This is a genomic window from Streptosporangium sp. NPDC002544 (assembly GCF_040295965.1).
GTDB lineage: Bacteria > Actinomycetota > Actinomycetes > Streptosporangiales > Streptosporangiaceae > Streptosporangium.
Genome location: NZ_JBEOWJ010000033.1, coordinates 25,632 through 47,159 on the forward strand (window position 1 = coordinate 25,632; position 21,528 = coordinate 47,159).

A 21,528-nucleotide genomic window follows, 5' to 3' on the forward strand; every position below is an offset into this window, starting at 1 on the left:
GCCGCCGCCGGCCCGGTCCTCACCAGCGCTGGCGTGCCTCCTCGGCCCAGCCGACCAGACCGTCGAGGTCGACCCATTCGCCCTCGTCGGTCCGGGCGCGGCCGGAGAAGTGGCCGAAGCACTGGTGGGTCTCGCTGCCCACCACACCCAGTTCGGTACGCGAGATCTTCTCGTGGAACGGGTGGAGGACCACCTCCACCCCGGGACCGCTCATCCGCCAGGGCCGCATCCAGTCGCGCCGGTCGTACACCCAGGCCAGTTCATCGCCGATCTTGTGCATCCGCCCGTCGACGAACAGCGCGTTCTCCGTCGAGCGGGTGCCGTCGGTCCACTTGCCGCCGAGCTGGATCGCCCGCCCCGGCGCGCTGCCCGCCGCCCAGTTCCAGGTGATCGAGTACGGCCAGCGGCCCCGTCCGTGGTCGAGCACCGCGAAGGAGGTCGCCTCGTCGAGGACGTGTCGGGTCCCCCCGACGGTCAGCGTGCCGCGCACCGGCCTGCCGACGTCCTTGACCGTGTACTGGAACCTCCGGGCGCTCCACGGGACGACCACGCCGAGCGACTCGTGCCCCTGGGGCAGCGGCACCTCCACGTCGAGCCGCACCCCGGGCACGGCGGCCCGCAGCGAGGTGCCCTCGGGGCGCTGGTCGATGTCGATGCGCAGGCCCGGACCGCGTACCGACGCCCGGCCCGCGCCGCTGCGGTCCGGTAGCACCGCGCCGCGCGCCAGCGGCACGACCACGTCCTTGGTGATCTCCACGCCGGTCGCGCGGTCGAGCACGTAGACGCCGTGCACGCCCGCGTAGTCGAGCGACGAGGCCACCAGCCCGACGATGTGGCCGGGGGTGACGATGCCCCAGTACTCCCAGCGTTTGGTCCTGCCCCAGCCGCGCAGGTTCGCGCGGTGCAGCGGGCGCCTGCTCCAGCCGACCGCGTCGGGGTTGAGGCGTCCGTCGGGCAGGCACAGATCGACGGGGGCGGTGATCTCCCGCTCGTGGGTCGGCATAGCCAGAGGGTAGTGGCGCACGGCCGGGGCTCCCACCCCGGGGCACGCGGCGCGCGGGCACCACCGGTGCGGCCTCCCCGTCGGACCAGCCCAGCGGGGGAGGGGTGAGCACGGCCGCGATTCTGGTCAGCCGGTCCTGGTGGCGAACGGGCCGCCGGCGCCGAACGCGAGCCGCGCGAAGTTCTCGCCGATGCGGCGGTGTCCTGCGGGGTCAGGGTGGACCTCGTCGGGCAGCGGCAGTTCGGCGTAGTCCGTCTCGCCGTAAAGGTCGCGGCCGTCGAGGTAGTGCAGGTTCGGGTCGTCAGCCGCCCGCTGTTCGACGATCCGGGCGAGTTCGTCGCGGATGACGTTGAGCGTCAGACGCCCGGTGGCGCGTTCGGCCGGGTCGCCCGTGGCCTTGAACCGCAAGGTCCCGCCGTCGAAGTCGGGCGCGAGGGGGCCGGGGGTGTCCTCCTGGACCGGGCACAGGATGGAGGACACGACCAGCAGCGGCGTGGTCGGATGCCCCTCGCGGATGGTGTCGAGGAAGCCATGGGCCGCAGGGGTGAAGGCGCGCAGGCGCATCACGTCGGTGTTGACGACATTGATGCCGATCTTGACGCTGATCAGGTCCGCGGGGGTGTCCCGCATCGCGCGGGCGGTGAACGGGTCGAGCAGCGCGCTGCCGCCGAATCCCAGATTGACCAGTTCCACTCCGCCCTGGGCGGCGGCCAGGGCCGGCCAGATGGCGGTCGGGTGGGTGGCGTTCGAGCCGTGGCTGATGGAACTGCCGTGGTGCAGCCACACCCTGCGCCCGCTGTTCGGCGCAGGCTCGACCGGGGCGTCGGTGCGCAGGGCGATCAGCTCGGTGATCTCGGTATGAGGAAGCCAGATCTCGACGTCCTTGTCACGCGCGGGCAGACCGGTGAACCGGGCGGTGCCGTGAGGCCCTTCGCGCAGTTCGACGGACTGGGTGGCCATGTCGATCGTGCGGACCTTACCGCCGGTCACCGTGGCCTGGGCAGTGAGACGGCCGTCGACCAGCAGGTCGTATACGCCGTCCGCCGGGGTCGGGAGACCTCGGTAGGCCCTCTTGGTGGGCAGCGTGTCCAGTTCGATGACGGTGGCCCGGGTGCGGAAGGCCAACCGCACGCCGGACGACTGGGCCTCGGCCACGGCCAGTTGGTCGTCAGGGATCTGCCGACGGGCCCGAGCGGGCAGTCGGTGCGGCAGCAGGCCGTGCGCCGTGCGTTCCACGTCGAGGACGCCGCGCAGGATGTCCGCGGTGACGGGTGTGGTGATCCAGTCGTGCTCGGTGTTCATTGCCTCAGCCTGTTGATCAAGATTTTCGGATTGTTCGGATGCGCCGGTGCGCGGCGCGGCCCCCTGATGGTCAGGGTGCGGTCCAGTTCCGCAGCAGGGCGTCGAGGGAATCCACGATCCAGGACCAGGATTCCTGCGGATCGACTGCGGTATGGCTGAAGCCTCCGCCCATCTCCAGGCTGACGTAGCCATGGAAGACGCTGCCCAGCATCCGGACCGCGTGCGTCTGGTCCGGCTCCGTCAGGTCGTAGCCGCGCAGGATCGCCCGCGTCATCTGCGCATGCCTGACACCGGCGCTGGCGGCCGCCGTCTTGGGGTCGAGCCTGAGCTGGGCGGCGGCGTAGCGGCCGGGGTGCTCCCGGGCGTAGTCGCGGTAGACGTTCGCGAAGGCGGCCAGGGCATCCTTGCCGGCGCGCCCGGCCAGGGCGGCGGCGACCCGGTCGGCGAGTTCCTCCAGGGCGAACAGGGCGATCCTGGTCTTGAGGTCCTGGGAGTTCTTCAGGTGCGAGTACAGACTCGCGACCTTGACGTCGAACCGCCGGGCGAGCGCCGAGACGGTCACCTGGTCGAAGCCGACCTCGTCGGCCAGTTCCGCCCCCGCCCGGGTCAGGCGTTCCGTGGTCAGTCCTGCTCGAACCATAACCTTCCTCCCATCTAGCGACACCCATTATGTATTTGCCTAATACCTTTAGGCAAATTGGCCTGTCGTTCACGAATCCGCCGACTGAGCAGGAGATCCGTACCGCGTCGTGAACTGCCCAAGGGTGAGGCGAAGCCCTGAGTGACCATGTGAAGCCGGTCGCCAAGTAGCTGGGCTGGAAGACCACCACGCACACTCGTTGTCCTCATGGTGATCAGTGCGGCTGACCTGGACTGAGCTGTTCGCGGCCCCGGGGTGGTCGCGGCCCGGGGCCGGCCGAAGAGCCGCAGCCCGGTTTGGAGACAGGTGCACGGCCTTTGAGCCGGATGCCACCGATCGCCGTGGCCTCCGCGACTCAGCCCTCATCCCCCTCCTGCTCGGTGCCGGTGCCGGTGCCTGCGCCGAAAGATCCGTGGAGTTTCAGGAGGCGGAAGGCACGTAGGGGAAGGTGCGTGACGGCTTTGCGGTGACCGACTCCTTCGTGATCCCCAGTGTCACCGGCATGACCGAAAATCCACAACGACACACCACCGAGGTGGCGGTGGGCCTTTCCGGAGTACCACAGGCCGATGCTTTCGCCTTTGACGCTGGTGCTCTTCTCCCGGTAACGGCTGAAGCACCTGCAGCGCACCGCTGGCCGTCGCCCGCAATGACCGTGCCACCACAGCGCGGCGCAGAGCCTGACCAGGACTCTGCTAACCCCTGCGCACACCCTTGGCGAGCTCGGCTGTGAGCGCCCGGACCGCCGCGAGCCCGGCCGCCTCGTCGGGTGCGTCGAGCATCGCCTTGACGAGGGCGGAACCGACGATCACACCGTCCGCGAAGCCCGCGACCTCGGCGGCCTGCTCGGCGTCGGAGACGCCGATGCCGACGCAGACCGGGAGTTCGGTGGTCGCCCTGGTGCGACGCACCAGGGCGACCGCGGCCTCTCCGGCGGAGGCGCGGGTGCCGGTGACCCCCATCAGCGAGGCGGCGTACACGAATCCCGAACCGGCCGCGGTGATCTCCTTCAGCCGCTTGTCCTTGCTGCTCGGCGCGACGACGAAGACGGTGGCCAAGCCTTGCTTCTCGGCGTGCTCGCGCCAGGTCGCGGATTCCTGGACGGGCAGGTCGGACAGGATGCAGCCCGCGCCGCCGGCCTCGGCGAGCTCGGTGGTGAAGCGTTCGATGCCGTAGCGGTCGATTGGGTTCCAGTACGTCATCACCAGGACGGGCTTGCCCGTGGCGGCGTGTGCCTCGCGGACGGTGCGCATCACGTCGGCGATCTTGAGGCCGCCGCGCAGGGCGATGTCGTCGGCGGTCTGGACGACCGGCCCGTCGAGTACCGGGTCGCTGTGCGGCAGGCCGACCTCGACGACGTCCGCGCCGGATTCGAGGACCGCCTTGACCGCCTCGATGCCACCGTCGACGGTCGGGAAGCCGGCCGGGAAGTAGGCGATGAGCGCGGCGCGGCCCTCGGACCTGGCCTGGGCGAGGGTGTCGCTCAACAGCTGGATGTTGCCACTCACTTCGACTCCCCTTCGGCGGCGTCGTGCAGCCCGAAGTAACGGGCGGCCGTGTCCATGTCCTTGTCGCCGCGCCCGGACAGGTTGACGATGATCAGCCCGTCCTTACCGAGCTCCTTGCCGATTTCGAGGGCTCCGGCGAGCGCATGCGCGCTCTCGATCGCCGGGATGATGCCCTCGGTCCGCGAAAGCAGCCGAAACGCCTGCATCGCCTCATCGTCGGTGACCGGGCGGTACTCGGCGCGGCAGATGTCCCTCAGATACGCGTGCTCGGGCCCGATGCCCGGATAGTCCAGACCGGCCGAGATCGAGCAGGGCTCGGTGATCTGGCCCTCCTCGTCCTGCAGGACATACGACCGCGAACCGTGCAGGATGCCCGGCTCGCCCGCGGACAGCGAGGCCGCGTGCTCACCGCTCTCCACGCCGTGCCCGGCGGCCTCGCAGCCGATGAGACGTACGCCGCTGTCGGGAAGGAAGCCGTGGAAGAGACCGAGTGCGTTCGACCCGCCGCCGACGCAGGCGATGGCCGCGTCCGGCATCCGCCCGGCCCGCTCCAGGATCTGGCGGCGGGCCTCTACGCCAATGACGCGGTGAAAGTCGCGCACCATGCCTGGGAAGGGATGCGGTCCCGCAGCCGTGCCGAAGACGTAGTGCGTCCGGTCGACGTTCGCGACCCAGTCCCTGAACGCCTCGTTGATGGCGTCCTTGAGCGTGCGGGAACCGGACTTGACCGGGATGACCTCGGCACCGAGCATCCACATCCGGGCGACGTTGAGCGCCTGCCGCTCGGTGTCGATCTCGCCCATGTAGACGGTGCATTCGAGACCGAACAGCGCACAGGCCGTTGCGGTGGCGACGCCGTGCGAGCCGGCGCCGGGATGAAGAATTCACTGGACATGCGACATGCTCCTACGCCGGGGCATACGCCCCGGATGTCTGGCTTGTGATGGTCACGGAACATGTATCCGCGCGGCGGGGTGGACGGGCCTTTTCCCCACCTCGCCCCTTCCTGAAAGGCGTGAGCCCACAAGCAGCCCGGCCGGCGTCTGAGGCCACTGCCGAAGGGCATGCCTGGAGATCTGGGGCAGCGCCCCGGTTTCGGGAAGGGCGGGGTGGGGGAGAAGAAATCCCCTCAGACACCCCGCGCAATGCGCGGCGCGTAAGGCCATCGCATCCCGTTGACCTGACCAGGATCGGAGCCAATCACGTACCGCACCCGGCGGCCGTGCACGCGCCGCGCAGGCGCCCGGCAGCCGCGAGGGCGGCAACCAGCGGCAAGGCGGGCGGCAATGGGCATGACTGAAGCCTAACCGCACTCGTGCAGGCCGTCCTCGTCCTGCAACTCATCGAAGAGGGCCGCTACTCAGGATGAGAAGAGCTCGGTGACCTGCTTGTTTCAGGCGACCTCGCCATCCTGCTGACTGCCGGGACTCGACTGCGTTCTCTGGCGCGGGCCGTGGATTTTGCGCGCCGTACGGTGGGCCCCGGTGGAGATGCTCGGTGGCCTGCTCAGGTCCGGGTGGACGCCGAGCGGAAGGCTGGTCGACAACGTCGGCGGCCAGGGAGTCGCGTTCAACCAGCCGCTCGCGCCCACGGTCGACGTCCTCGGCTACCCCGCCGGCCCCGAGCCCGACGGCAGTCGTCCCTACCCGGGCGAGAGCCTCGAACGGTCGACCGGATCGACGTTCGCGATGAAGGTCACGGGCTTCCCCGCGGACCGGCCCATCGGGGTGGACTCCCCGTTCACCGGTGAAGGCTCTCTCGGCTCCTCGTGGCTGACCCAGTACACGGACGACACCCGCACCGGCTATCTCAACGGCATCACGATCAGCGTTTCCGACACCGATGGCGACAACCGGTACGACACCGGCGTCTCACCGTACTTCGACCGCGAGTTGTTCACGGTCTACCAGAAGGCCGCCGGCCTCTGGACCGGCTCCATCCGCTCCATCGTCTAGACGGCTCCCGTTCCCGCCGCGTCCGCCCAGAGGGGCGGGCGCGGTGTCATGGTCTATCCGCGGTGTTCCGGCTCATTGTGAATTCAGAGCGGCTCTCAGCACTCCGGGAGCCTGGAGCAGGGACGGTCCGTACCAGGTCAGGTGCCGGCCACTGACCAGCGCGGCCGGTATTGAGGGGAAGAAGCCGGGACCGTCGCGTTCGGTGAAACGGTAGGGCTCGTCGGGCAGGACGACGAGGTCGGCGCCCGCCGCCAGCAGTTCGGCCAGAGCGATCTTCGGGTAGCGCTCGGGATGGTCGACGTAGAGGTTGTGAATGCCCAGCTTGAGCAGCACATCGCCCGCGAAGGTGTCGCGGCCGAGGACCATCCAGGGTTTACGCCAGATGGGGATCACCGCCCTCCGCACCTCGCCGACCGGCGGAGCCGACCACGCTCGCTCCGCGGCGGTGAGCCAATCCGGCTCGGGCAGGGCACAGGCGATCGTGAGCATCCGCCGCAGGGAGGCGAAGGCCTCCTCCAGGGTGCGGATCCTGGTCACCCAGACCGCCACCCCGGCCGAGCGCAGCGCCTCCAGGTCTGCGGCGCGGTTCTCCTCTTCGTTGGCCAGCACGAGGTCCGGCCGCAGCCCGGCGACCGCGGCCAGGTCGGGGTTCTTGGTACCTCCGATCCGCCGCACCGCCAGGCCTGCCGGGTGGGTGCACCAATCCGTCGCGCCGACCAGTAGTTCGGGGGCGGTCTCGGCGAGTGACTCGGTGAGCGAGGGCACGAGCGACACCACGCGGCATACGTCGCCGCGCGGCGCGAGAGGAACGCCGAGATCGTCGAACATCACCGATGTCCTCCGTTTACGAAAGCGGAACCGACCCGACTTTCAGCGAGCGCCTGAAAGAAGTCACTTTACCGCGACATATTTCGACAGTCCCACCGCCTGTGACGGCCGCTGCCCCCGCCCAGGGTGACGAACGGGAGTGGTGGCACAGTTCCGCTCTTCACGGAAGCCGGGTACCTCAGTGGTGCGGTTGCCGACCGTGAACGGTCAGCCGCGCACTCAACTAGGGCCGGAGTGGGCGACGGCGGTGACCCGCGTGTCGGGTTCGGGCACCCGCACGGCCTTGACCAGCAGCCATGCGATGAACGAAAGTTCCGCGACCGCCGCAGGAGTCAGGGCGAACAGTGAGATGTCTGCACCGAAGCCGGGGGCGAGGAAGCGCGCGAACACGTCCACGAGGTGGCCGAAGCATCCGATCACCAGCAGCACGCCCAGCACCTTGGGGAAGTAGCCCGACTTGACGACCAGGTAACCCAGCGGCAGCAGCCACAGGCCGAAGTACGTCTGGGCGATGAGGTACCCGTCGCGTTGCAGGCCGGCGAACAGCAGAGTCAGCTGGTCGGAACCTGTCGGGCCGAAGGCACCGGTGTAGACCTGGCCGGTGGCGATCGTCAGCGCCGCATGTTGGTTGAGCAGGCTCATGCTCTGGATCGCGACGCTGACCGCGACGAAGGTGACCATCGCGGCGGCGGCCATCTGGTTGACATGCTTGAGCAGCAGATACAGGGCCATGCCCGTCAGCAGGAAGGCCGTGGCTCCCACCAGCTCGCTGGCGAAGCCGATGCGAAACAGGGTGGCCGAGGTGTCGATGTTGTCGGCCGTGGCCGCTGCGTCCCCTGACTCGGCGATGCGCGTGTTCACCAGCCCGGCGAAGCTGGTGAGCCCGGCGACGATCAGGTAGAGGGATCCCGCGATCCTCGCGAGCGTCTTCGGCGCGGTCACGGTGTGGTCCTTTCTCGGGGTACGGGCCCGGCCGGCCGAATCTGGCTGTGGCGGGAACGCGCGTCGGATCCGGGGATTCGTACGGCTCCGGCGAACAGCCAGTTCGTGAACATCGGTTCCGCGAGTCCAACGCCCTGTGCGGACCGGCCTGGGGCGAAGATTCCTGGACGTACCTCGCCCGGGCTTCCCGGCGAGACCCCTGCGTGACGCGCGAGCCGGACGCTCACGCCGGATTGCCGGCGTGGGCGAGGGCCGATGGGGTCAGCCGGCCGACGATGGCCGGGGCCTCGTGGACGAGGGCGTCGTTCTCCACCGCCTCGACCATGAAACGGGCGTAGTCCACTCGGCGGGTCAGGTTGCTCGCGAGGACGGGATCACCCACGTGCCGGCTCCACACCGGCAGGCCCTGACTGTCGCCCTCCTCCAGGTCGCTGCCACGCACGACCGTCCAGCGGGTGTCACTGGCAAAGATCCTCCGGCACGCCTCCACCTGGTCGTCCACGTCCACGACACGGGCAAGCTTCGCCAGTCGCCCGAACACGGCCGCGTACAGCTTGAACTTCCGGGTGTACACGTCCTTCCCGTCGCGGGTGATGTGCCAGCCGCAGGAGAACACCAAACGGGCGCCCGGACGGGCGTGGTCGAGCACAGCCTGGGCCGTACCGGAGGCGTAGTGGTTCCTCCCCCAGGGCACCAGCACCGTGAGCACGGCGTCGCATCCGTTCACCGCCCGGGCGATGACCGCAGGAGCGTCGGTCGCTCCGGGGATCACCGTGATCCGTCCCTCGAACTCGGCGAGCTTGGTCACGCTCTGCTCTCGGCAGACGCCCACGACCTCGTACCCCCGGTCCAATGCGTGCTGCACCATGTAGTGCCCGAGCTTCCCGGACGCGCCGACGATGCACACTCTCTTGCCCGTGCCCGGCTTCCTGGTTCCGTCTGGACCGATCGGTTCCACGACCCTCTCCTCTGCCCGCCGTCACCTCTACACTTACGCTGTAAGGGTAGAGCCTTGCGGTGTAAGGTTGTCAAGCCGTCCAAGCAGACCAGGCAGGAGTACCTTGTGGACACCGAGACAGCCGGAACGCCTGCGCCCCGCCGCAACCTCAGTAAGGAGATGGTGCTTCGCACTGCGGTCGCGCTGGCGGACGAGGCCGGCACCGGTGTGCCGAGCATGCGCAGGCTCGCCGAGCGGCTCGGCGTCGAGGCCATGTCGCTGTACCACCACTTCCGCAACAAAGACTTGATCCTCGACGGCATGGTCGACCTCGTCTTCGGCGAGATCGAGCTCCCGCCGGACGACGTCGACTGGCGGGCCGCGATGCGACGGCGGGCAGTCTCGATGCGCGGCGCACTGATCCGCCACCCGTGGGCGATCCGGCTGATGGACTCACGGACGAACCCCGGCCACGCGACGCTGCGCCATCACAACGCGGCAATCGGCTGCCTGCGAGCGGGCGGCTTCTCGATCGCCGGCGCGGCACACGCGTTCTCGGTGCTGGACAGCTACATCTACGGGTTCACGCTCCAGGAGCTCAGCCTGCCCTTCACATCATCCGTTGGCCTCGAGGACGTGGCGGGCTCGATCCTGAAGCGGCTGCCCCGCGACGAGTTCCCGCACCTCGCCGAGATGATCGCCGATCGCGCCCTGAAGGCTGGTTACGCGTACACCGAGGAGTTCGACGTCGGACTCGACCTGATCCTCGACGGACTGCAGCGACAGCGCGAAAGCTGGCGGTAACCCGTCAGTGGATCAGGGGGTGAGCGGCATCGAGGACCTCGAGAACTCCGAGCCCGGCGGCCGGCGCATCGACGGCCGGCCGCTGACCGCCCGCGAGTTGCGTGCGATCCTCAAACCCGGCATTTACTGCGGCGGTGGTCACTTTCCGGGATGAGCAGCGTGCGCAATCGCCTCCCCTTGATCGGAGGCGTTCACTAAAACGAACGCTAGGTTCACTATCTCGATAGTTCGGTATAGTGAACGTATGGTTCATTCAATCGAGACCCTTCGGGTAGGCGCACAGGTCAGCGCCTATCTCGATGACACCTACCTGGAGCAGGTCGATACGCGGGTGATCGCGGTCGGCGAGAGGGACGGGACGCCATGGGCGGCCGTCGAGCACTGCCTGTTCCATCCGCAGGGCGGGGGCCAGCCCGCCGACCGAGGGTGGCTGGCGGACACGGAGATCATCCCGGTCCGAAGCCGTGAGTCGGGACTGGTCGTGGCGATGGCGCCCGAGGGCGGCAGCCTTCTGCCCCTCGCCGAGGGGCAGAAGGTGCGAGCCCGGATCGACCTTCAGACCCGGACAGCTCACGCTGCGCTGCACACGGCCGGACACCTCGTCGAAGCGGTCGGGCGGATGCAGGGGTGGGAGATGGTCGGCAGCAACCATTTCCCCGGTCAGGCACGCATCGAGTTCCAGGCGCCCCAGACGGACACGCGACTGGCCGACCCGGAAGGGCGGGAGGAGGTGACCGCCGCGCTGCGCGCCGCGGCGGCGGCCGCGGTCGCTGACGATCTGCCGGTCTTCGCACGGTGCCTCGCCGACGGGCGGCGCGTGGTGCACCTGGACGCGCTGCACGCCGCGCCGTGCGGGGGCACGCACGTGCGCAGCCTCGGCAACCTGGCAGAAGTGGTGCTGCCGACGCTGAAGGCCAAGAAGGGCCGCATCCGCGTGTCCTACACCGCAACGCACAGGAGCCGCTGATGACGCCCCTGCCGTCCGGCCGCCAGCCGGTGAGCAGTACCGCAGCCGCGGTCGGCGCGAAGATCCGCTTGCGCCGCCAGCAGCGCGGCATGAGCGCCGCGGAGATGGCCCGGCGCGCCGGGCTGAGCAAGGCCACGCTGTCGCAGTTGGAGGCCGGCAACGGCAATCCGACGATCGACACCCTGGATGCGATCGCGATCGCCCTGCGCATCCCGATCGCCGACCTGCTGGCGCGTGACGCCGACACCGGGCCGGTCTTCCGGCCCGGCACGGACATCGAGCCCGGCGAGGTCTCCCGGGAACTGCTGCGCCGCATCAGCAGCGGCAACAGCCTGGAGATCTGGCGGCTGCGCATTCCGCCCGAGACCGAGCTGCCCGGCGTCCCGCACGCCACCGGCACGATCGAGCACCTGCTCATCGCCACCGGGCACGTCACCGCCGGCCCCGTCGACGCCCCGCGGGATCTGGGCCCCGGCGACATGCTCGCCTTCGCCGGGGACGCCCCGCACTTCTACCGCACCGGCGCCGAGGAGGTGGACATCACCGTCGTCTTCGCCTCCCCCATCAGCAGCTGAGACCAAGGAAGACCAGTCATGAGCACCACCGTCGCCGTCACCCCCTCCGGCCGTGCCTTCATCAGCGACAACATGGCCGGGGCATCCCCGCAGATAGCCCAGGCCGTCGCCGACGCGGCCGCCGGTCAGGTCCTGCCGTACGGCAAAGATCCCTTCACCGACAGCGCCCGCCGCAGGCTCAGCGAGATCTTCGAGCGGGACGTCGATGTCTTCCCGGTCTCCACCGGGTCCGCCGCCAACGGCCTGAGCCTGGCCGCCCTCACCCCGCCGTGGGGCAGCGTGCTCTCTCAGCCCGACAGCCACATCAACCACGACGAATGCGGCGCTCCGGAGTTCTTCACCAACGGCGCCAAGCTCGTCGGTGTCCCAGGCCCCGACAGCAAGATCGCCCCCGAAGCGCTGCAGGCGGCGGTGCGCCGCCGGGCCGGTGACGTGCACAGCGTGCAGCCGTCCGCGGTGAGCATCAGCCAGGCCACCGAGAGCGGCAGCGTCTACACCCTGGAGGAGATCCGCCGCCTGTCCGCCATCGCCAAGGACGCAGGACTGCGCGTCCACATGGACGGCGCGCGCTTTGCCAACGCCTTGGACCATCTCGGCGCCACCCCGGCCGAGATGACCTGGAAGGCCGGCATCGACGTCCTGTCCTTCGGCGCCACCAAGAACGGCGCGATGACCGCCGACGCCATCGTCTCCTTCGACCCCGCGCTCGCCACCGAGCTCGCCTTCCGCGCCAAGCGCGCCGGCCAGCTCGCCTCCAAGATGCGCTTTCACGCGGTCCAGATCGACGCGTACCTCACCGACGGCCTGTGGTTGTGCAATGCCCGCCAGGCCAACGCGATGGCCACCCGGCTCGGCGACGGCCTCAAGGCCATTCCCGGCACCGGCCTTCTGGCCACGCCGCAGGCCAACATCCTCTTCTGCCGCCTGCCCCAGCAGGTCACCGAAGGACTCCTCGCCGAGGGCTACGCCTTCTACCACGACCGCTGGGAGCCGGGGATCGTCCGGTTCGTCACCGCCTTCTCCCACAGCGCCGATGACATCGACCAGCTCCTCGACGCGGTCCGCCGTCACACCCGCACGCCTGGGACATGCGGGTGAGCCCGGGGCCGATGGATGCCGCTCGCCAGGGCTGTGGTTTCTCACAGAGCCAGGTGGTCGAGCCGGTTCGTCGGCGTGCTGGACTTCGCCCGGCCCGTCATGGACCGTGGAGAGCCGCACCGCCACCAAGGGGGACCGGGTTGGAGTGCGTAGACGCGGCGCCGGCCGGTGCGCTCAAGGGACTGCAGGTGCTTGGTCGTCTGCGGCGGGCGCGCCTCGGCGAGCCGGGCGAGGACACCGACCGGGCGGGGCCGCTCGGCCGGCTCACCGGCTTCGTAGGCCGCGACGACGATGTCCGCCGCACCCGAACTGTACACTTGACCGGCTTCCAATACATAGGTATAGCATGCCGGACATGCGACCAATATCTGAAGGGGATCTGACGGCGCGCGCCCGCATCCGCGATGTCGCGATGGCCTTGTTCGCCGAGCAGGGAGTCAAGGCCACCACGATCCGCGGGATCGCCGAAGCGGCCGGCGTCTCGCCCGGTCTGGTGCAGCACCATTTCGGCACCAAGGAGGAGCTGAGACAGGCTTGCGACGCCTATGTCCTCAGTTATGTTCGCGAGCAGGTCGGTGTGGGCGTCACCGGCCGCAACCTGGAAAGGCCGGAATTCATCGAGACCGTCCATCGGACCGCGCCGCCGCTGATGAAATACCTTGGCCGGGCGCTCGTGGACGGCTCGCCCGGAGCCGCCGCCATGTTCGACGAGCTCGTGAGCGTGACAGAGGACAATCTGGCCCGCGGCGACCACTCCGAGGCCGACCACCGCGCCCGCGCGACCCTGCTGACGGCGATGAAGCTGGGCATCACCGTGCTGCACGAGCATGTCTCCCGTGCGCTCGGCACGGACCTTTACGCCCCGCAGGGCGCGCTGCGCGTCGGCAAGGCCCAGCTCGACCTGATCAGACCGGAATTCCTCGGCCGCGAACTGTTCGAGCAGGCGCGGACGGGCCTGGAGAAGTTCGAGGGACAACAGTGAACGCCACAGTGCGCACGGACGGCCTGATCAAGACCTTCGGCCAGACCCGGGCCCTGGCCGGGCTCGACCTCACCGTCAAGACGGGCGAGGTGCACGGCTTCCTCGGCCCCAACGGCGCGGGCAAAACCACCACGATCCGTATCCTGCTGGGCCAGATGCGCGCCGACGGCGGCCGGGTCGAGTTACTCGGCGGCGATCCCTGGCAGGACGCCACAGAACTGCACCGAAGACTTGCCTACGTGCCCGGCGACGTCACGCTGTGGCCGTCGCTGACCGGCGGCGAGGTCATCGACCTGCTGGGCAGGGTACGCGGCGGCCTCGACCCCGGGCGACGCGCCGAGCTGCTGGAGCGCTTCGAGCTCGACCCGCGCAAGAAATGCCGCACCTACTCCAAAGGCAACCGGCAGAAGGTGGCGCTGGTGGCCGCTTTCGCCTCCGACGTGGAGCTGCTGGTGCTCGACGAGCCGACCTCAGGCCTTGACCCGCTGATGGAGACGCTCTTCAACGAGTGCGTCCTGCAAGAGAAGCGCAGCGGCCGCACCGTGCTGCTGTCCAGCCACATCTTGTCGGAGGTGGAGGCGTTGTGCGACCGCGTGAGCATCATCCGCGCCGGCCGTACCGTCGAATCCGGCAGCCTGGCCGACCTGCGTCATCTCACCCGTACCTCGGTGAGAGCCGAGCTGATCGGGCCCGCGCCCGGCCTGGCCACGCTGTCCGGCGTGCACGACCTCGCCGTGGACGGCACCCGGTTGCGCTGCCAGGTGGACGGCGACGCGCTCACGCCGGTGCTCGCCGAACTGGCCCGGGCCGGCGTGCGCACGCTCACCACCCACCCGCCGACGCTGGAGGAGCTGTTCCTGCGCCACTACGAGGGAGCCACGAGATGACCGGCACCTGGACACTGATCCGGCTCATCGTGCGCAGGGATCGGGTGCCGCTCCTGGTGTGGATCGCGATCAGCGCGGTGCTGCCGGCCGGCATCGCCTCCTCCACCACGGCCCTGTACACCGACCAGGCCGCCCGCGACTCCTTCGCGGCGGCCTCAATGAGCAATCCCGCGCAGTTGGCCACCCGCGGCCCCATCTACGACGCGAGCGTCGGTGGCCTGACCGCCTGGACGCTCGGCTCGTCCCTCGCGCTGATCGGCGGGCTGATCAGCATCCTGGTGATGATCAGGCACACCAGGGGTGAGGAGGAGACCGGCCGACGAGAGCTGCTTTCCTCGGGCGTCGTCGGCCGCCACGCCCCGCTGGCCGCCGCGCTCGCGGTCGTGCTCACCGCCAACCTGCTGCTGGGCCTGCTGGCGGTACCCGCCCTGGTCGGCAACGGCCTGCCCGCGGGCTCCTCCCTGCTGTTCGGGCTCTCCATCGCCGCGGGCGGCTGGGCGTTCGCGGCCGTGGCCGCCGTCACCGCGCAGCTCACCGCCGCATCCGGTACAGCACGCGGCATCGCGATCGCCGCCGGCGGCCTGCTGTTCGCGCTGCGTTCGCTGGCCGACGCCGGCGGCATCCCATGGCTGGCATGGCTGTCGCCGTTCGGCTGGGTCCGGCTGACCAAGCCCTACGCCGGCGATCAGTGGTGGGTGCTGGGGCTGATCGCGGTGTTCGTCGCCGCTCTGGCCGCGGCCGCGTTCGCGTTGTCCACGCGGCGTGACGTGGCCGGCGGCCTGGTTCCCGCTCGCCCCGGACCCGCTGCCGGGGCGCTGTCGGGCTCGTTCGGCCTGGCCGCTCGCCTGCACCGGGGCACGCTCGCGGGCTTCGCGATCGGTTTCGGCCTGATGGGCGCGCTGCTCGGCGTGGCGGCGCGCGGGCTGGACACCCAGTTGGACACGCCGCAGTTCCGGGAGCTGGCCGCGACCGTCGGCGGCGCCGACGCCCGCATCTCGGATGTGTTCTTCACCTTCGTGATGTACGTGCTCAGCCAGCTCGTCGCCGCAGCGGCGCTGGTGTCGGCGCTGCGGGCCCGTGGGGAGGAGGCGGCGGGCCGGGCGGAGCTGTTGCTGTCCACCCCGGTCGACCGGCTGCGTTGGGGGTTGAGCCACCTGACGTTCGCCATCGCGGGCCCCGCGCTGCTGCTGGCCGCGCTGGGTGCGGCGGCGGGTCTCAGCTACGACGGCGACATGGCCCGCGTCACCGCCGCCACGCTGGCCTACCTCCCCGCTGTCTGGACCGTGGTCGGGATCACGACGCTGCTGTTCGGCGTGCTGCCCCGGCTGGCGACCGCCGTGAGCTGGACCGTGCTCGGCCTCTTCCTGCTCGTGGACCTGCTGGCGGAGTTCAAGCTGGCCGGCGGATTCGTCCTGGAGCTGTCGCCGTTCGTGCATGTACCGGCGATGCTGCTGGGCGGCGCCTCGTCACCGGTGGTGCCGCTGCTTGGACTGACCGTGGTGGCGGGAACCTTGACGGCGGCGGGGCTGGCGTTCCTGCGCCGCCGCGACCTGGCGCCTTCCACCTGAAGCCGTTCCTGGCGCACCGGGCAGGCCGAACGCGTGACCAAAGATGCCGGAACTCCTGGCCGGCGCAGCGGAGCCCGAGATCGGCACCTTCACGAAAAGGGCTTCCGCCGCGACGATCAGAGGTTGAGACGAACTCATCCGGAGAAGGAGGCGTGATGTCGCATCTCTGGCGCGGCTGGTGTTTACTCCGCCCTGGCGTCCTGCTGTACGGCGGAACCATCGGTACGACCCAGCTGCACGCACACCATGCGGTCCACCTGATCGTCTCCGCAGAGCCCTTCACCGTGGCCGACGTTCATGGCCAGCGGCTGACCACCCGGACCGCGGTCATTCCCCCCGACACCGGCCACGCCATACTCACGGGAGCTCGCGGGGCCCTGCTGGCTCAACTCGAACCCGGCAGTTCGCCAGGCCGTTCCCTTCTCACCCATTCGGGTGCGGGGGTCAACGCCTCGACCTGGGGTCCGCCCTTCCCTCACCTCACGCAGGCCGGCCCGAGCCCGAGACACCGCCAGGTGGCGGCGCCGCTCACGTTCGCGAAACCCTCGAACGGCCACGAACACTCCGTCGAGGCCGCGGCCGCCCTGAAGATCGTCGAGGACTGGACGGGCCAACGTAGTGCCGAAGAAATCCCGATTCACCCGGCGGTGGAGATGGCGATAGCCGTGATCCCCACTCTCCTGATCGAGGGGCCGGTGCGCCTTGGCGTGGTTGCGGCCGCGGTGCACCTGTCTCCAAGCCGGTTGGCGCATCTGTTCAGCGCACACGTAGGCATTCCACTGCGACCCTATGTGCGCTGGCAGCGCATTCAGCATGCGATCAGGCTGGTAGCCGCAGGAGAGACGTTGACGATGGCCGCCCACAGCGCCGGATTCACCGACGGGTCACATTTCACCCGGGTCTTCAGGCGCAACTTCGGGACCGCCCCCTCCACGCTGGCCGCCGCCATCGACTGGCTGCCTTGAATCGACACGTTCGTACAAGCCCTGACCGCATCGGCGCCGCATCCTTGGGACGTACGAACGTCTCCCGAGACGCAGCCAGGGCAGGTATTCGAACCCCCGAGGAAAAGGTCGCGATGCTCAATCTGTCGATCATTCTGGAAGACAGCGCCCGCAATGCTCCAGGCCGCACCGCCCTGGTCTTCGGCGACCTGCGTCTGCCGTACTCCATGGTGAACTCCATCGCGAACCAGGTGGCCAACCTCCTGACGGCCAGGGGGATCGGCAAGGGCGACAAGGTCGCACTGCTCTGCCCGAACCTGCCCTACTTCCCCTTCGTCTACTTCGGCATCCTCAAGGCCGGGGCGATTGTGGTCCCGCTCAATGTGCTGCTGCAGCCGCGCGAGATCGCCTACCACCTGACCGACAGCGACGCCAAGGCGCTCTTCTGCTTCGAGGGCTCCGAGCTGCCCATGGGCGCGCGCGGGCGGGAGGCCTTCGACGCCGCCGAGGGCTGCGAGCTCTTCTTCGTCCTGCCCGCCACACCGCTGGCCACCGAGTCGGAGCACGGCGAATCGTTCTGGGCGGCGCTGGGCGGCATGTCCGGGGAGTTCGAGACGGTGCAGACCGAGCCGGACGACACCGCGGCCATCCTCTACACCTCCGGCACCACCGGTCAGCCCAAGGGCGCCGTGCTGACCCACATGAACATGCTGACCAACACCATCGTCAGCGACGAGATGTTCCCCACCGACCCCGAGGGCGACGTCTCATTCGCCGTGCTGCCACTCTTCCACTCCTTCGGCCAGACCGCAGTCATGAATGTGAGCGTGCGCCGTCGCGCTACCCTCGTGCTCCAGCCGCGCTTCGAGCCCGGCGAGGCGCTGGAGCTCATGCGCAGGGAGAAGGTGACGATGTTCGCCGGGGTGCCGACGATGTTCTGGGCGCTGCTGTCGAAGATCCACGCCGATGGGGCCGAGGCGCCCTCGACGCTGCGGGTGGCGGTGGCGGGTGGGGCCTCCTGCCCGATCGAGGTGCTCAAGGACTTCGAGGGCACCTTCGGCATCCCGATCCTGGAGGGCTACGGCCTGTCGGAGACCTCCCCGGTGGCCAGCTTCAACCAGCTCGGGCGGCCCACCAGGCCCGGCACCATCGGCTTCCCCATCTGGGGCGTGCAGATGCGGCTGGTGGACGACGGCTGGAACACCATCGAGGGCGAGGGCCCCGGCGAGATCGCCATCCGCGGGCACAACGTCATGAAGGGCTACTACGGGCGGCCCGAGGCCACCGAGGAGGTCATGCGGGGCGGCTGGTTCCGCACCGGTGACATCGCCACTCGCGATGAAGACGGCTACTACGCCATCATCGACCGCACGAAGGACATGATCATCCGGGGCGGCTTCAACGTCTACCCGCGCGAGCTGGAGGAGGTGCTGATGACGCACCCGGCGGTCTCGCTGGTGGCGGTGGTCGGCGTGCCCCACGACTCGCACGGCGAGGAGGTCAAGGCTTACGTCATCCCGGCGCCGGGCGCGACGGTGAGCGAGGACGAGCTCGTCGCCTGGTGCAAGGAGAACATGGCGGCCTACAAGTACCCGCGGATCATCGAGTTCCGCGAGAGCCTGCCGATGACGGCGACCGGCAAGATCCTCAAGCGCGAGCTGCGCTAGGTGTACTCGGCCATCAGGTCGGTGACACACCGTAGCTGGTAGTTGATCAATACGCAGACCTCCGGATGTGGGGGAGACGCCTGTCTTCACCACATCCGGAGGTCTGCATGTCCCACGCCGACGCCCGGCTGACCGATGGGCGATATCTCACATGCTGGTCACTGATCCTGCGGGCCTTGGGGTGGCGCGGTGGGGAAGACACAGGTCAGGGCGCGGCGCAGGGTGGTGGCGAAGGATTCGGGGTTGCCGGGTTCGAGCCAGTGCCGCCCCGCCACGCGGATGGCGCCGGCGATCGCGGCGGCCGTGACGGCGGGAAACAGGTCGCGTCCGGGGTCGGTGCCGGTGCGCGCCGCGATCGCCTCGGCCAGCGGGCCCTCCGCCATGGTGAACGCCTTCAGCGCCTCGCCCTCCAGTTCGGGCGTCGACATGATCATGCGCAGGCCGGCTCTGTCGGGCTCGGGGTTGGTGTAGAGCTCGATCACGGCCGCGATGACGGCCTGGTCCAGCGGTTCGCCGGCGGGCCGGGAGCGCAGTGCCTGCCCCGCGCGCGTGGACTGGTCGGCCTGGAAGGCGCAGATCGCCTCCGCCCTGCTGGAGAAGTAGTTGTTGTAGGTGCGGGGGGAGACGCCCGCGGCCGTGGCGATGTCATGGACGCGCACCAGGGCCAGCCCGTGAGGGCCCTGCTCGATGGCCAGGCGCAGCGCGGCGTGGCTGATCGCCTCCCGGGTGGCCTGCCTGTTGCGCGACCGAAGGTCCGGCGCGTCGTCGTTCATGGGTCAACCCTATCCGATACTGCGTGATGCGCACTAGGTGCGTGTCACGCAAGTTTTGGGTAGAGTGCGGCGGGACGCCTGGCACTCACACCTGGAGAGTGCCAACCACAAGGGCGTGTGCCGGGACGACGAGGTCCGCCGGGCAGGTCGTCCACCTGCCCGGCAGGCCGTCCGTCGCGGGCGCCGTCCCGGCAAGCCCCCATCAAGAGCAGGAGAGAGAATGGCTTCGAAGATGATCGCGTTCGACGAGGACGCCCGGCGCGCTCTCGAGCGCGGCATGAACCAGCTCGCCGACGCCGTCAAGGTGACCTTGGGGCCCAAGGGCCGCAATGTCGTTCTGGAGAAGAAGTGGGGCGCCCCCACCATCACCAACGATGGTGTCTCCATCGCCAAGGAGATCGAGCTCGAGGACCCGTGGGAGAAGATCGGCGCCGAGCTCGTCAAGGAGGTCGCCAAGAAGACCGACGACGTCGCCGGTGACGGCACCACCACCGCCACCGTGCTCGCTCAGGCCCTGGTGCGTGAGGGCCTGCGCAACGTGGCCGCCGGCGCCAACCCGATGTCCCTGAAGAAGGGCATCGAGGCCGCCGTCGAGCGTGTCTCGGAGGAGCTGTCCAAGCTGGCCAAGGACGTGGAGACCAAGGCGCAGATCGCCTCCACCGCCTCCATCTCCGCCGCCGACCCCGAAATCGGCGAGATGATCGCCGAGGCGATGGACAAGGTCGGCAAGGAAGGTGTCATCACCGTCGAGGAGAGCAACACCTTCGGCCTGGAGCTTGAGCTCACCGAGGGCATGCGCTTCGACAAGGGATACATCGCCCCGCTGTTCATCACCGACTCCGACCGGCTCGAAGCGGTCCTGGACGATCCATACGTGCTGATCGTGAGCGGCAGGCTCTCCGCCAACAGGGACCTGCTCCCGGTCCTCGACAAGGTCGTGCAGACCGGCAAGCCGCTGCTGGCCATCGCCGAGGACATCGAGGGTGAGGCCCTGGCCACCCTGATCGTCAACAAGATGAAGGGCGTCTTCCGGTCGGTCGCGGTCAAGGCTCCGGGCTTCGGTGACCGCCGCAAGGCCATGCTGGGCGACATCGGCATCCTGACCGGTGCCCAGGTCATCAGCGAGGAGGTCGGCCTCAGGCTGGAGTCCACCACGCTGGACCAGCTCGGCCGTGCCCGCCAGGTCATCGTCACCAAGGACGAGACCACCATCGTCGACGGTGCCGGTGACGCCGAGCAGATCGCCGGCCGGGTCAACCAGATCCGCGCCGAGATCGACAACACCGACTCCGACTACGACCGCGAGAAGCTCCAGGAGCGCCTGGCCAAGCTGGCCGGCGGCGTGGCCGTCATCAAGGCCGGCGCGGCGACCGAGGTCGAGCTCAAGGAACGCAAGCACCGCATCGAGGACGCCGTTCGCAACGCGAAGGCGGCCGTCGAGGAGGGCATCGTCCCCGGCGGTGGCGTGGCCCTGCTGCAGGCCGGCGCCAACTCCTTCGACAAGCTGGAGCTCTCCGGCGACGAGGCCACCGGCGCCGCCATCGTGCGCAAGGCCCTGGAGGAGCCGCTGAAGCAGATCGCCGTCAACGCCGGCCTCGAGGGCGGCGTCGTGGTCGAGCGGGTACGCAACCTTCCCGCGGGTGAGGGTCTCAACGCCGCCACCGGCGAGTACGTCAACCTGTTCGAGGCAGGCATCATCGACCCGGCCAAGGTGACGCGCTCGGCTCTGCAGAACGCCGCCTCCATCGCGGCGCTGTTCCTCACCACCGAGGCCGTCATCGCCGAGAAGCCCGAGAAGGCCGGAGCCGCCCCCGCCATGCCCGGCGGCGGCGACATGGACTTCTAACCTGATCTTCAACCTGTGCGTCGCGGACACGGGTCGGCGGATTTCCCAGCCTTTGGGACCGGCTCGTCGATGTGCATCGGGGATACGTGCCATGAACGCTCGGCATCGACAGCCCCACCAGGACCGGCCCGTCGTGGTCGAGAGCCGTCGCAGGCCGAGGTCATCGACCGGCACCGGATCGAATCCCTGTGGCAGCGTCACGACCTCCCGCCGCGCGACAGGACGCTGTTTCGGATGCCGCACGAGAGCGCGGCCTGCCCCAGCCCGCATCCCCTCGCATGTCCTACCCGCACAAAACCACA

At 69.3% G+C, this 21,528-nt stretch carries 22 protein-coding genes and 1 pseudogene; 12 read left to right on the forward strand and 11 right to left on the reverse strand.

Annotated elements, in window-relative coordinates; translation table 11 throughout:
- Nucleotides 1–19: 19 nt before the first annotated feature.
- The 6 genes and pseudogenes from ABT061_RS37005 to trpM all read right to left on the reverse strand — a co-directional run bounded on the left by ABT061_RS37005 (nucleotide 20) and on the right by trpM (nucleotide 5,747).
- Nucleotides 20–1,003 carry a DUF2804 domain-containing protein gene (locus ABT061_RS37005; RefSeq protein ID WP_350926909.1) on the reverse strand — a complete coding sequence of 328 codons (984 nt, stop codon included), beginning with the start codon at nucleotides 1,001–1,003 and terminating at the stop codon, nucleotides 20–22.
- A 126-nt stretch (nucleotides 1,004–1,129) separates the two neighbouring features.
- Nucleotides 1,130–2,305 (reverse strand): GDSL-type esterase/lipase family protein, encoded by a 1,176-nt coding sequence (locus tag ABT061_RS37010; RefSeq protein WP_350926911.1) that lies wholly within the window; start codon nucleotides 2,303–2,305, stop codon nucleotides 1,130–1,132.
- A gap of 70 nt (nucleotides 2,306–2,375) precedes the next feature.
- The gene (locus ABT061_RS37015) at nucleotides 2,376–2,945 is read right to left on the reverse strand and encodes a TetR/AcrR family transcriptional regulator (protein ID WP_350926913.1); all 570 of its coding nucleotides are present in this window, start codon (nucleotides 2,943–2,945) and stop codon (nucleotides 2,376–2,378) included.
- Nucleotides 2,946–3,640: 695 nt separating this feature from the next.
- A complete protein-coding gene (gene trpA / locus ABT061_RS37020) occupies nucleotides 3,641–4,453 on the reverse strand; it encodes a tryptophan synthase subunit alpha (protein ID WP_350926915.1) in 813 nt (270 codons plus the stop codon).
- Nucleotides 4,450–5,337, reverse strand: a pseudogene (gene trpB / locus ABT061_RS37025) (tryptophan synthase subunit beta); the annotation flags it as partial. The gene trpA and the pseudogene trpB, both read right to left, overlap by 4 nt.
- Before the next feature lie 245 nt (nucleotides 5,338–5,582).
- Complete coding sequence (trpM, locus tag ABT061_RS48450) at nucleotides 5,583–5,747, reverse strand: tryptophan biosynthesis modulator TrpM (protein ID WP_502991563.1); 165 nt, start codon at nucleotides 5,745–5,747, stop codon at nucleotides 5,583–5,585.
- Nucleotides 5,748–5,937: 190 nt separating this feature from the next.
- On the opposite strand from trpM, the gene ABT061_RS37030 reads away from it, so the two are divergent.
- A complete protein-coding gene (locus tag ABT061_RS37030) occupies nucleotides 5,938–6,408 on the forward strand; it encodes a hypothetical protein (protein ID WP_350926917.1) in 471 nt (156 codons plus the stop codon).
- 72 nt (nucleotides 6,409–6,480) lie between these two features.
- On the opposite strand, the gene ABT061_RS37035 is transcribed toward ABT061_RS37030, so the two are convergent.
- From ABT061_RS37035 to ABT061_RS37045, 3 genes are all read right to left on the reverse strand, one after another.
- Nucleotides 6,481–7,236, reverse strand: coding sequence for a helical backbone metal receptor (locus tag ABT061_RS37035; protein ID WP_350926919.1), 756 nt, complete (start codon nucleotides 7,234–7,236; stop codon nucleotides 6,481–6,483).
- A 219-nt stretch (nucleotides 7,237–7,455) separates the two neighbouring features.
- Entirely contained in the window at nucleotides 7,456–8,178 is a 723-nt protein-coding gene (locus ABT061_RS37040; RefSeq protein WP_350926921.1) for a DUF4386 domain-containing protein, read from the reverse strand.
- A gap of 223 nt (nucleotides 8,179–8,401) precedes the next feature.
- Nucleotides 8,402–9,136 (reverse strand): NAD(P)-dependent oxidoreductase, encoded by a 735-nt coding sequence (locus ABT061_RS37045; protein ID WP_350926923.1) that lies wholly within the window; start codon nucleotides 9,134–9,136, stop codon nucleotides 8,402–8,404.
- A gap of 159 nt (nucleotides 9,137–9,295) precedes the next feature.
- Here ABT061_RS37045 and ABT061_RS37050 point away from each other — a divergent pair, with 159 nt between their 5' ends.
- The 5 genes from ABT061_RS37050 (at nucleotide 9,296) to ABT061_RS37070 (ending at nucleotide 12,559) form a co-directional block, all read left to right on the forward strand.
- Nucleotides 9,296–9,919, forward strand: coding sequence for a TetR/AcrR family transcriptional regulator (locus ABT061_RS37050; RefSeq protein WP_350926925.1), 624 nt, complete (start codon nucleotides 9,296–9,298; stop codon nucleotides 9,917–9,919).
- A gap of 19 nt (nucleotides 9,920–9,938) precedes the next feature.
- The gene (locus ABT061_RS37055) at nucleotides 9,939–10,073 is read left to right on the forward strand and encodes a hypothetical protein (protein WP_350926927.1); all 135 of its coding nucleotides are present in this window, start codon (nucleotides 9,939–9,941) and stop codon (nucleotides 10,071–10,073) included.
- Between the two features lie 90 nt (nucleotides 10,074–10,163).
- Nucleotides 10,164–10,886: an alanyl-tRNA editing protein gene (locus ABT061_RS37060; RefSeq protein WP_350926929.1), complete on the forward strand. Its 723-nt coding sequence runs from the start codon at nucleotides 10,164–10,166 to the stop codon at nucleotides 10,884–10,886.
- Nucleotides 10,886–11,461, forward strand: a complete 576-nt coding sequence (locus ABT061_RS37065) for a helix-turn-helix domain-containing protein (protein ID WP_350926931.1) — start codon at nucleotides 10,886–10,888, stop codon at nucleotides 11,459–11,461. The genes ABT061_RS37060 and ABT061_RS37065 overlap by 1 nt, the downstream gene beginning before the upstream one ends.
- 18 nt (nucleotides 11,462–11,479) lie before the next feature.
- Nucleotides 11,480–12,559 carry a threonine aldolase family protein gene (locus tag ABT061_RS37070; protein WP_350926933.1) on the forward strand — a complete coding sequence of 360 codons (1,080 nt, stop codon included), beginning with the start codon at nucleotides 11,480–11,482 and terminating at the stop codon, nucleotides 12,557–12,559.
- A 41-nt stretch (nucleotides 12,560–12,600) separates the two neighbouring features.
- Here the strand turns inward: ABT061_RS37070 and ABT061_RS37075 are convergent, their stop codons facing one another.
- Nucleotides 12,601–12,876: a hypothetical protein gene (locus tag ABT061_RS37075; protein WP_350926935.1), complete on the reverse strand. Its 276-nt coding sequence runs from the start codon at nucleotides 12,874–12,876 to the stop codon at nucleotides 12,601–12,603.
- 29 nt (nucleotides 12,877–12,905) lie between these two features.
- On the opposite strand from ABT061_RS37075, the gene ABT061_RS37080 reads away from it, so the two are divergent.
- The 5 genes from ABT061_RS37080 to ABT061_RS37100 all read left to right on the forward strand — a co-directional run bounded on the left by ABT061_RS37080 (nucleotide 12,906) and on the right by ABT061_RS37100 (nucleotide 18,607).
- A complete protein-coding gene (locus tag ABT061_RS37080) occupies nucleotides 12,906–13,541 on the forward strand; it encodes a TetR/AcrR family transcriptional regulator (protein ID WP_350926937.1) in 636 nt (211 codons plus the stop codon).
- Nucleotides 13,538–14,428, forward strand: a complete 891-nt coding sequence (locus ABT061_RS37085) for an ABC transporter ATP-binding protein (RefSeq protein WP_350926939.1) — start codon at nucleotides 13,538–13,540, stop codon at nucleotides 14,426–14,428. Before ABT061_RS37080 ends, ABT061_RS37085 begins: the two co-directional genes overlap by 4 nt.
- Nucleotides 14,425–15,996 carry an ABC transporter permease gene (locus ABT061_RS37090; protein WP_350926941.1) on the forward strand — a complete coding sequence of 524 codons (1,572 nt, stop codon included), beginning with the start codon at nucleotides 14,425–14,427 and terminating at the stop codon, nucleotides 15,994–15,996. The genes ABT061_RS37085 and ABT061_RS37090 overlap by 4 nt, the downstream gene beginning before the upstream one ends.
- A gap of 155 nt (nucleotides 15,997–16,151) precedes the next feature.
- Nucleotides 16,152–16,961, forward strand: coding sequence for a helix-turn-helix transcriptional regulator (locus tag ABT061_RS37095; protein WP_350926943.1), 810 nt, complete (start codon nucleotides 16,152–16,154; stop codon nucleotides 16,959–16,961).
- 113 nt (nucleotides 16,962–17,074) lie between these two features.
- A complete protein-coding gene (locus tag ABT061_RS37100; RefSeq protein WP_350926945.1) occupies nucleotides 17,075–18,607 on the forward strand; it encodes a long-chain-fatty-acid--CoA ligase in 1,533 nt (510 codons plus the stop codon).
- 158 nt (nucleotides 18,608–18,765) lie between these two features.
- Here the strand turns inward: ABT061_RS37100 and ABT061_RS37105 are convergent, their stop codons facing one another.
- On the reverse strand, nucleotides 18,766–19,380 hold the full coding sequence (locus ABT061_RS37105; RefSeq protein WP_350926947.1) for a TetR/AcrR family transcriptional regulator: 615 nt from the start codon (nucleotides 19,378–19,380) through the stop codon (nucleotides 18,766–18,768).
- Nucleotides 19,381–19,600: 220 nt separating this feature from the next.
- Here ABT061_RS37105 and groL point away from each other — a divergent pair, with 220 nt between their 5' ends.
- Nucleotides 19,601–21,226, forward strand: coding sequence for a chaperonin GroEL (gene groL, locus ABT061_RS37110; RefSeq protein ID WP_350926949.1), 1,626 nt, complete (start codon nucleotides 19,601–19,603; stop codon nucleotides 21,224–21,226).
- Nucleotides 21,227–21,528 lie beyond the last annotated feature (302 nt).